Origin of the sequence: Nocardia sp. 852002-20019_SCH5090214, from assembly GCF_001665865.1 — a bacterium.
Lineage (GTDB): Bacteria > Actinomycetota > Actinomycetes > Mycobacteriales > Mycobacteriaceae > Nocardia > Nocardia nova.
In genome coordinates, this window is record NZ_LZMK01000304.1 from 1 (window position 1) to 6192 (window position 6192).

The following is a 6192-nucleotide window of genomic DNA, read 5'->3' on the forward strand; positions in this document are numbered from 1 at the left end:
GTGCGGGGCCTCGAACGACCAAGGCCTGGTTGGGGTTTCGACGACGGATATCCGCCACGACCCCCCCCCCGGCTGGGGCCGTCCTCTATTTCCGGACCGTCCAGCTGTTACTCGGCGTGCAGTGTTTGTCCACAGCCCGCGAGTTGTCCACATTCGGCGTTGGGGCCCTGGTTCGCCCTGCCGATCCGGGTGAGGCTGGCTGACATGAATTCCGTTGCAGCAGTTCCTCCTCCGGCACTGGTGCTGGTCGGTGACCACCGGCTACGCGACGAGGTGCGTCGCATAGCGGCCGCCGCCGACCGTGGCCTGGACGAACGGTCCATGCCTGTCGGCAGGCATGCCTGGGCCGCGGCCGCGCTGGTGATCATCGATCTCGCGGCGGCGCGTACCTGTGCGGCCGCCGGATATCCGCGGCGCTCGGGCGTCGTGCTGGTCGGCAGCGGTGAACCGGATCTCGACCATTGGCAGGCCGCCGCGGCGGTCGGAGCCGAGCAGGTCATCGCGTTGCCGAGCGCTACCGAAACACTGATCGAGGCCTTCGCCGCCTACGCCTGGCGCGATCCTGGGGACGGACTCGTCCTGGCCGTCGTTGGCGCAGGGGGCGGTGCCGGGGCCTCGGTCTTCGCCGCGACGCTGGCCCTGGCCGCCGCGGCCCGGCGATTCCGGCCGCACATTCTGCTCATCGACGGCGACCCGCTCGGCGGTGGCATCGATCTGCTGCTGGGTATCGAGTCGGTGCCCGGTCTGCGCTGGCCCGAACTTTCCGTCGAGGACGGCCGGGTGGCCGCGCAAGCCCTGCACGACGCTTTACCCGCCGCCGCACCGGGACTCGGCGTACTGGCCTGCAGCAGACCGGCCGGCTCCGGACCGGACGATATCGGCATCGGCGCGGCCCGCGCCGTCGTCGAGGCCGGCCGCGGCGCCGGCGATCTGGTGGTGTGCGATATCTCCGGCAGTCGGGGCCCGCATACCGATCACCTCCTCGATGCCGCCGATCTCGTCGTCTTCGTGGTGCCGGCCCGGTTGCGTGCGGTGGCCGCCGCGGGGGCGGTCGTGGCGGATATCCGTCGTCGAAACCCCAACCAGGCCTTGGTCGTTCGAGGCCCCGCACCGGGCGGGCTGCGCGGTCGCGATATCGCGGAGGCATTGGGGCTGCCCCTGCTGGCCGCCATGCGCGCCCAACCCGGACTCGCGGCCGAACTGGAACGCGGTGGACTGACGCTCGGCCGCGGGCCGCTCGCGGCGGGAGCGGAGTCGGTGCTGTCCGCATTGCCGGAGGGGGCTCGATGAGCGGGGTGGTGAGTGCCGAACTCCTGGACCGGGTTCGGGAGCGACTGGCCGCCCAGCCGGGTGAACACGATCCGGCCCGCCTGGCCGCCGCCATCCGCGCCGAAGCCGGCCGAGTCCTCGGCGATACGGACCTGCTGCGCGCATTGCGCCTGCTGCAGACGGAGATGACCGGGGCGGGCGCGCTGGAACCGTTGCTGCACGACGCCCTGGTCTCGGATGTGCTGGTGACCGCGCCCGATGCGGTGTGGATCGATCGCGGTAGCGGTCTGGAGCGCACCTCGATCCGCTTCCCTGACGAAGCGGCCGTGCGGCGCCTGGCTCAGCGCCTGGCGCTCGCCGCCGGCCGCCGGCTCGACGATGCGCAACCGTGGGTGGACGGGCGGCTGCCGGAATACGAGCGAGCGCCCGGCGAGAGCTTCGGCGTGCGGCTGCACGCGGTCCTCGCGCCCATCGCACAGGGCGGAACGTGTATCTCGCTGCGGGTACTGCGCCCGGTCGGCCACAGCCTGCGCGGACTGACCACCTCGGGAACGCTCACACCGGAGTCGGAACTGCTGCTGGAGAGGATCATCCGCGCACGGCTCGCCTTCCTCGTGGTCGGCGGCACCGGCGCTGGAAAGACCACGTTGCTGTCGGCTCTGCTGGCGCACGTCGACCCCGCCGAACGCATCGTGTGCGTCGAGGATGCCGCCGAACTGTCGCCGCCGCATCCGCATGTCGTCCGGCTGGTCGCGCGTATCGCCAATGTGGAGGGCGCGGGTGCCATCACGGTCCGGGACCTGGTCCGTCAGGCGCTGCGGATGCGGCCGGATCGGATCGTCATCGGAGAGGTGCGCGGGGCCGAGGTGGTGGACCTGCTCACCGCACTGAACACCGGACACGACGGAGGCGCCGGGACGGTGCATGCGAACTCGCCACGGGAGGTGCCCGCTCGTCTGGAAGCCCTTGCGGCACTGGGCGGAATGGGGCGGGCAGGGCTGCACAGTCAGCTCGCCGCGGCCGTCCAGGTCGTGCTCGCGATGCGGCGCCGCCCCGACGGTGGGCGAGTCCTGCAGGAAATCGGGCTGGTGACCCGCGAAGGGGAGGCGGGTGTGCGCATCGAGACGGCCTGGTCCGTGGATCCCGTTGCGGCACCGGCGAACACCGCACTCCAGCGGTTGCTGAACGAGCGGTTGCGGCAATGACCCTGAGCTTGCTGTGCGGCGCCGCAGCGCTGCTGCTCCTGCCGACCACGCCCCGGCGGCACCGACTGCGTGTGCTGTGCGGACGACCGGAGGAAACGCGAAACAACCCGAGCCGCTGGATTATTCGCGGCGTGGCTGCTTCGGCGGTGGGGGCGGCGGTCGTCTTCGGTCCCGGGTCCGCGGGTGCGACCGCGGTGCTCGTCACCACGCTGACCGTGCGTTCGAAGAACCGCCGCGAGGAACGCCGCCACGACGACGAATGCCGGAAACTGCTGGAAGGGCTGGAAGTGGTGATCGGTGAACTGCGCACCGGCGCGCATCCCAGCGCTGCCGCCGCCGTCGCGGCCGCGGAGATCGGTGGAGCGGCCGGAGCGGCCTTCGCGGTGAGCGCCGCGCGGGCCAGGCTCGGCGGTTCGGCCGCGGACGGATTGCGCGGACGTCCCTGCGCCGTCACGACCGAACTGGATCGCGTCGCGGCTGCGTGGGAGGTGGCCGAGCGGCACGGCCTGGCATTGGCCGAACTGTTGAGTGCGGCCCGCGACGACCTCGCCGGGCGAATGCGGTTCAGCGAGCGCACGACCGCCGCCCTGGCGGGTGCGCGGGCCAGCGCCGCGGTGCTGGCCGGACTCCCGCTCCTCGGCATCGCGCTCGGACAGCTGATGGGCGCCCATCCCCTGCAGGTGCTGATGAGCCGAGGGGTCGGAACCATCGTCTTTCCGCTCGGCGCCGGGCTCATCGGTGTGGGATTGCTGTGGGCGGATGCCATCACGCGACGGGTATCGGTATGAACGGTCTGTCGATGGCACTGCTCTGTTCCGGTGCCGCGCTGCTCGCCCTTCCGGGCCGAGTCACATCGGTTGCCCGCCTCCGTGCGTCCCACGGCGTCGCTCCGGTGCCGCGGAACGTTCCGCGCCCGGCCACCGGCGACCCCTTGGCGGTGGCCTCGGCCCTGGATCTGCTCGCCGCGTGTCTGCGGGCGGGACTGCCGACCGCCACGGCGGCCCGCGCGGTTTCCTCGACCGCCCCGGAACCCTTCGCGTCGGCGCTGCGGCGGGCGGCGGAACTGCTGGCGCTCGGCGCGGACCCGGTTTCCGCCTGGGAGCGCGCGGCCAGGGAAGCACCCGTCGCGGAGATGTACGCGCTCGCCCGGCTGGTGCGCCGTTCGGCCCGCTCCGGTGCGGCCCTGACCGGGGCGGTCTCCGAACTCGCGGACAAGTGCCGCGCGGCGGTCGAGGATGCGGCCGCCGCGCGGGCGGAACGCGCGGGCGTGCTCATCAGCGGCCCGCTCGGGCTGTGCTTCCTGCCGGCCTTCGTCTGCCTCGGCATCGTCCCGGTGGTCGCCGGACTGGCCGGTCGAGTACTGGGCGGTGGGTTGTGGTGACCACACCAGAGATTCGGTGCGGATCCGCCGCGCCGACCGTAGAGAAAGGGGAGACCGATGCTGGCGGCAACGCAATCGGTTGCGCGAGAACTACGTTCGCGGCTGATCCAGGTACTGGTGACCGACGACGGGATGAGTACCGCCGAATACGCCATCGGCACGATCGCCGCAGCGGCGTTCGGAGCGGTGCTCTACACCGTGGTCACCGGCGATTCCATCGTGAACGCGCTGACCAAGATCATCGACAGGGCGCTGAACACCACCGTATGAGGTTCGCTCGTCCGGGCGAACGGGGTGCGGTCACGGTCGAGGCGGCGATTGCGCTGGCGGCCGTGATAGTGGTCGTCGTGCTCTGTCTGGGGGCGTTGCTGGCGGCGTCGATGCAGATCCGCTGTATCGACGCCGCTCGCGAAGCGGCACGTCTCGCCGCGCGAGGTGCGGAGGCGGAAGCTCTGCCGGCAGCGCAGCGGGTGGCGCCGCCCGGCGCCGATATCGAGTTGCGCGCGGAGGGCGACCGGATCGTGGCCACGGTTCGGGCGCGGGCGCCGCTGCTCCCGATGCTGCGGTTACGGGCCGAAGCGGTAGCGGTACGCGAACCGGGCGAGCCGCAATGACACCGGCCACAGTGCCCGCCGCGTGCCGCGGTCGCGGATGCGACGGCGGTGCCACCGTCACGGCATGTCTGGCACTCACCGCGCTGCTACTGGTGACGGTGGTGATCGTGCAGTTCGCGGCAGTGGTCTGCGCACGCCATCGAGCGCAGAGCGCGGCCGATTCGGCGGCATTGGCCGCAGCGGGCGCACTGGATTCCGGCGCTGAGGCGGCCTGCGATCGAGCGGATTCGGTGGTGCGGCAAATGCGGATGCGGGTACGGACGTGTTCGGTCCGGGATTGGGATGTGACGGTAACGGTCGATGGTTCGGTGACGCTCGCTCTTTTGGGCAAGCGATCAGTTGTGGCGGTCGCGCGCGCCGGTCCGGTGAGTGCGGGAAAACGATCATGAATACCGGACGGTTGGTGTGAGAAAGAATGGGTGACCGGAGCCACACCACACTGCCGTAAGTGCGGTGGATTTCCCATTCGGTCGGCATTCAATTCCGGCGGCGCAATTGTGCAAGCATTCGACGCTGCGGGATTCCGATAAATGCACACATGTGAATGCCCACATGGCCGTTATTCGCTAGGGCAATGTGCCGGTTAACATGATCGACTTCCTTTTTATTCCCGGTCGCGCCGTAGGCCTCGATGGCGCCAGGCAGTCCGTGGGACCGGGAAGCGACGACGTCTACCGACGGTGTCCGCATCGTCACGAAACGGATTCGGGCAGGTCATGGCCCGAAATGTTGTCCATGCGGGTCAGCTCGGCGCATCGTCGGGCAGATCGGCGAGGACGGCCGTCAGCAGCGCGGCCGCACCCTCCTTGTCCAGCGGGGAATTCCCGTTGCCGCATTTGGGGGATTGGACGCACGAGGGGCAGCCTTGCGGGCACGAACAGGAGGTGATGGCCGCCCGCGTCGCCGCCAACCAGGTCCGCAGGCGGGTGAACCCGCGCTCGGCGAAGCCGGCCCCGCCCCGATGGCCGTCGTAGACGAAGACGGTAGGTAGCCCGGTATCGGGGTGCTCGGCGATGGAAACGCCGCCCACATCCCAGCGGTCGCAGCTCGCGACCAGGGGCAACATCCCGATCGCCGCATGTTCGGCGGCGTGCAGGGCACCGGGTACGCGGCGCGGCTCGATCCCCGCCGCGGCCAGCAGGCGCGGTGTGACGGTGTAGAGCACGGCCTGGGTCGGCAGTGTCTGCTCCGGCATATCGAGTTCGACGAGGTCGAGAACCTCTCCACTGGGAAGCGTGCGCAGATACCCGACCACCTGGCGGGTCACCCGGACCCTGGCCAGGGCGGCGGTGACGTGCCCGTACACCCGCTCGTGCGTGCGCTCGTCGATCGCCACCGAGGTGACCATGCGGGCGCTGGTGGTCCATCCGGGCTGCTCGGCGTGGACGAAGGCGACGCCGGCCTCGAGATCCAGTTCGTCGACCACGTAGGTCTCGCCCTGATGCAGGTGGACCGCCCCGGCGTGCAGCGTCGCGGGAGCCCGGCCGGAATCCGCGCTGCCCAGTAGACGGCCGCTGGTCGCGTCCACGATGGCGATCTGGGAGCCGATGCCGCCGCGCACATCCACGTCGTCGTGTGGGTAGGCGCTCGACGTCGGATACCAGCGAGCCTGACCCCCGCCGTTCTCCCGGCGCTTGATCAGGCCCTGCGCGGCAAGATCGGCGGCCACGTCCCGGACGCCGAGGTCGTCGATCTCGGCGTCGGTCAGGGGGTGTTCGCAGGC

General features: G+C 70.8%; 8 protein-coding genes. 7 read left to right on the forward strand and 1 reads right to left on the reverse strand.

Annotated elements, in window-relative coordinates; genetic code table 11:
- Positions 1–204: 204 nt before the first annotated feature.
- The 7 genes from ssd (at position 205) to A5780_RS24455 (ending at position 4858) form a co-directional block, all read left to right on the forward strand.
- The gene (gene ssd, locus A5780_RS24425; protein ID WP_030518813.1) at positions 205–1290 is read left to right on the forward strand and encodes a septum site-determining protein Ssd; all 1086 of its coding nucleotides are present in this window, start codon (positions 205–207) and stop codon (positions 1288–1290) included.
- A complete protein-coding gene (locus tag A5780_RS24430) occupies positions 1287–2474 on the forward strand; it encodes a TadA family conjugal transfer-associated ATPase (protein WP_063010184.1) in 1188 nt (395 codons plus the stop codon). The genes ssd and A5780_RS24430 overlap by 4 nt, the downstream gene beginning before the upstream one ends.
- Before the next feature lie 131 nt (positions 2475–2605).
- Positions 2606–3262 (forward strand): hypothetical protein, encoded by a 657-nt coding sequence (locus A5780_RS24435; RefSeq protein WP_308248095.1) that lies wholly within the window; start codon positions 2606–2608, stop codon positions 3260–3262.
- Positions 3259–3855 carry a type II secretion system F family protein gene (locus tag A5780_RS24440; protein ID WP_064902446.1) on the forward strand — a complete coding sequence of 199 codons (597 nt, stop codon included), beginning with the start codon at positions 3259–3261 and terminating at the stop codon, positions 3853–3855. The genes A5780_RS24435 and A5780_RS24440 overlap by 4 nt, the downstream gene beginning before the upstream one ends.
- A gap of 57 nt (positions 3856–3912) precedes the next feature.
- A complete protein-coding gene (locus tag A5780_RS24445) occupies positions 3913–4125 on the forward strand; it encodes a DUF4244 domain-containing protein (RefSeq protein ID WP_064909694.1) in 213 nt (70 codons plus the stop codon).
- Positions 4122–4469, forward strand: a complete 348-nt coding sequence (locus tag A5780_RS24450; protein WP_063010176.1) for a TadE family type IV pilus minor pilin — start codon at positions 4122–4124, stop codon at positions 4467–4469. Before A5780_RS24445 ends, A5780_RS24450 begins: the two co-directional genes overlap by 4 nt.
- Complete coding sequence (locus tag A5780_RS24455) at positions 4466–4858, forward strand: Rv3654c family TadE-like protein (protein ID WP_063010174.1); 393 nt, start codon at positions 4466–4468, stop codon at positions 4856–4858. Before A5780_RS24450 ends, A5780_RS24455 begins: the two co-directional genes overlap by 4 nt.
- A 353-nt stretch (positions 4859–5211) precedes the next feature.
- On the opposite strand, the gene A5780_RS24460 is transcribed toward A5780_RS24455, so the two are convergent.
- A partial coding sequence (locus tag A5780_RS24460) for a Zn-binding domain-containing protein (protein ID WP_156769651.1) occupies positions 5212–6192 on the reverse strand: 981 nt, incomplete at its 5' end.

What these genes read in the sequence shown, in the direction of transcription:
- A5780_RS24455 (WP_063010174.1), top strand. Translation starts at nt 4,466, where the DNA reads ATGACACCGGCCACAGTGCCCGCCGCGTGCCGCGGTCGCGGATGCGAC.
- A5780_RS24450 (WP_063010176.1), top strand. Translation starts at nt 4,122, where the DNA reads ATGAGGTTCGCTCGTCCGGGCGAACGGGGTGCGGTCACGGTCGAGGCG.
- ssd (WP_030518813.1), top strand. Translation starts at nt 205, where the DNA reads ATGAATTCCGTTGCAGCAGTTCCTCCTCCGGCACTGGTGCTGGTCGGT.
- A5780_RS24430 (WP_063010184.1), top strand. Translation starts at nt 1,287, where the DNA reads ATGAGCGGGGTGGTGAGTGCCGAACTCCTGGACCGGGTTCGGGAGCGA.
- A5780_RS24445 (WP_064909694.1), top strand. Translation starts at nt 3,913, where the DNA reads ATGCTGGCGGCAACGCAATCGGTTGCGCGAGAACTACGTTCGCGGCTG.
- A5780_RS24440 (WP_064902446.1), top strand. Translation starts at nt 3,259, where the DNA reads ATGAACGGTCTGTCGATGGCACTGCTCTGTTCCGGTGCCGCGCTGCTC.